The organism is Rhizobacter sp. P2_H2 (genome assembly GCF_056403375.1).
Map to the genome: position 1 here is coordinate 1 of NZ_JBFUFP010000915.1, position 2,232 is coordinate 2,232.

Sequence of the window (2,232 nt, forward strand, 5' to 3'; positions counted from 1 at the left end):
AATGAGGACGTAGCGCCGGAGCTGGCTGGTTTCATGGCCCGCGTGCGCCAGCACGCTTCGTGAACTGACTGTCGCACACTGTTTGACCACAGTGAGCGAAGCGAACGGAGGGAGTTTGGGCGACGGGCCATGAAACCAGTCAGCGSAGGGWAGTCAKCGCCCCGCCAGGGGCGATGACCGCGGAGGACGGCGCGCCAYGGCCTCCCCCACGCGCCTTTCCGGCACTCAGGACGAAGTCAACAGACCACGATCCCGCAGCATCGGTTCGACGGACGCATCCCGACCACGGAAGGCCCGGTAGGTCTCCCCCGGCTCACGGCTGTTCCCGACCGAATACACGTGCTCGCGCAGCCGCTTCGCAACAGACGGATCGAACGGGCTGCCCGCCTCGGTGAAGGCGTCGTAGCCGTCCGCATCGAGCACCTCGGCCCACAGGTACACGTAGTAGCCGGCGGCATAGCTGGCACTCGAGAACAGGTGCTGGAAGTGCGGCAGCCGGTGGTTCAGCCCGACGCCGTGCGGCAGGCCGATGCGATCGAGCTCGGCCGCCTCGAAGGCGACGATGTCGATGCCCTCCGGGTTGCCCACCGCATGCACCGCCATGTCGACCAGCGCCGACGCGGTGTAGCGCACCGTCTCGTAACCCTGGTTGAACTTGCGCGCCGCCTGCAGCCGCTCGACCAGCGCATCGGGGATCGGCTCGCCCGTCTCGACGTGGCGGGCGTGGCGCTTCAGCACCTCCGGCTCGGCCAGCCAGTGCTCGAAGATCTGCGACGGCAGTTCGACGAAATCGCGCAGCACATTGGTGCCCGACAGGCGCTCGTAGGTCACGCTCGACAGCAGCCCGTGCAGGCCATGGCCGAACTCGTGGAACAGCGTGGCCGCATCGTCGAAGCTCAGCAGCGTCGGCGCACCGGGCGAGCCCTTCGCGAAGTTGTTGTTGTTGACGACGATCGGCAGGACATCGCTTCCGCCGGTGACGTTGCGCGTCTGCTGCCGGTATGAACCCATCCACGCGCCGCTGCGCTTGCTCGGCCGCGCGAAGTTGTCGTGCAGGAAGATGCCGACCAGCGCACCGTCACTGCCGCTGACCTCGTAGACCTTCACATCGGGGTGGTAGGCGCGGATGTCGCCGCGCACCGTGAAGCGCAGCCCGAACAGGCGCTGCGCACAGTCGAACGCCGCCTCGACCATGCGCTCGAGCGGGAAGTACGGCTTGACCGCGGCTTCATCCAGGTCGTAGCGCGCCTGGCGCACCTTCTCGGCGTAGTAGCGCCAGTCCCAGGCCTCGATCTCCTGTGATTCATCGGCGGCCGGCCGCTGCGACTGCGGCAGCGTCAGCAACAACGCCTTCAGCGCCTCGCGCTCCTCGGCCACGCGCGCCTTCGCCGGCACCCACACCTGCTGCAGCAGCCGGTTCACCGCGGCCTGCGAGCCGGCCATCGTGTCGCCCAACGCGTAATCGGCATAGCTCGCATGGCCGTGCAGCCGGGCCTGCTCGGCCCGCAGCTGCAGGATCTCGCGCGCCACCGGCCGGTTGTCGTGCGCGCCATCGTGCTCGCCGCGCGAGACCCAGGCGCGCCACGCCTGCTCACGCAGGTCGCGGCGCTCGGAGAAGGTCAGGAACGGCACGATGTGCGAGCGCGACAGCGTGATCACCGCCGCATCGATGCCGCGGTCCGCCCCGGCCTGGCGCGCCGCGGCACGCACGAATTCCGGCAGCCCGGCGAGGTCGCGCTCGGCACGCAGCTCGAGGCGGAAGGCCGATTCATCGGCCAGCACGTTCTGGCCGAACTGCGTCATCAGCTCGGCCAGCCGCTCCATCACCTGGCCATAGCGGTGGCGCGCCGCGCCCTGCAGCTTGGCGCCGGCCCGCACGAACTCGAGGTGCACCCGCTCCAGCAGGCGGCGCTGCTCGGCCGTCAGGCCCAGCGAATCACGCTGCGCATGCAGCGTGTCGATGCGCTGGAACAGCGGCGCATGCATGTAGATCGCGTTGCCGTGCGCAGCCATGCGCGGTGCGAGCTGCCGCTCCACCGCCTGCAGCGCCGGCGAGGTCTCGCTCGACGTGAGGTTGTGGAACATGCCCTCCAGCCGCGCCAGCAGCCGGCCGCTGCGGTCGAAGGCCGCCAGCGTGTTGTCGAAGCCCGGGGCCGCGGCCTGCGCGCCGATCGCATCGATCTCGGCACGCTGCTCGGCCAGCGCCACCTCGAAGGCTTCGGCGAAGTGTTC

At 69.4% G+C, this 2,232-nt stretch carries 1 protein-coding gene; it reads right to left on the reverse strand.

The genetic code is table 11. From position 1 onward, the window contains the following. Positions 1-225: 225 nt before the first annotated feature. On the reverse strand, positions 226-2,232 hold a 2,007-nt coding region (locus AC1D15_RS28175; RefSeq protein WP_477828610.1), incomplete at its 5' end, for a M3 family metallopeptidase.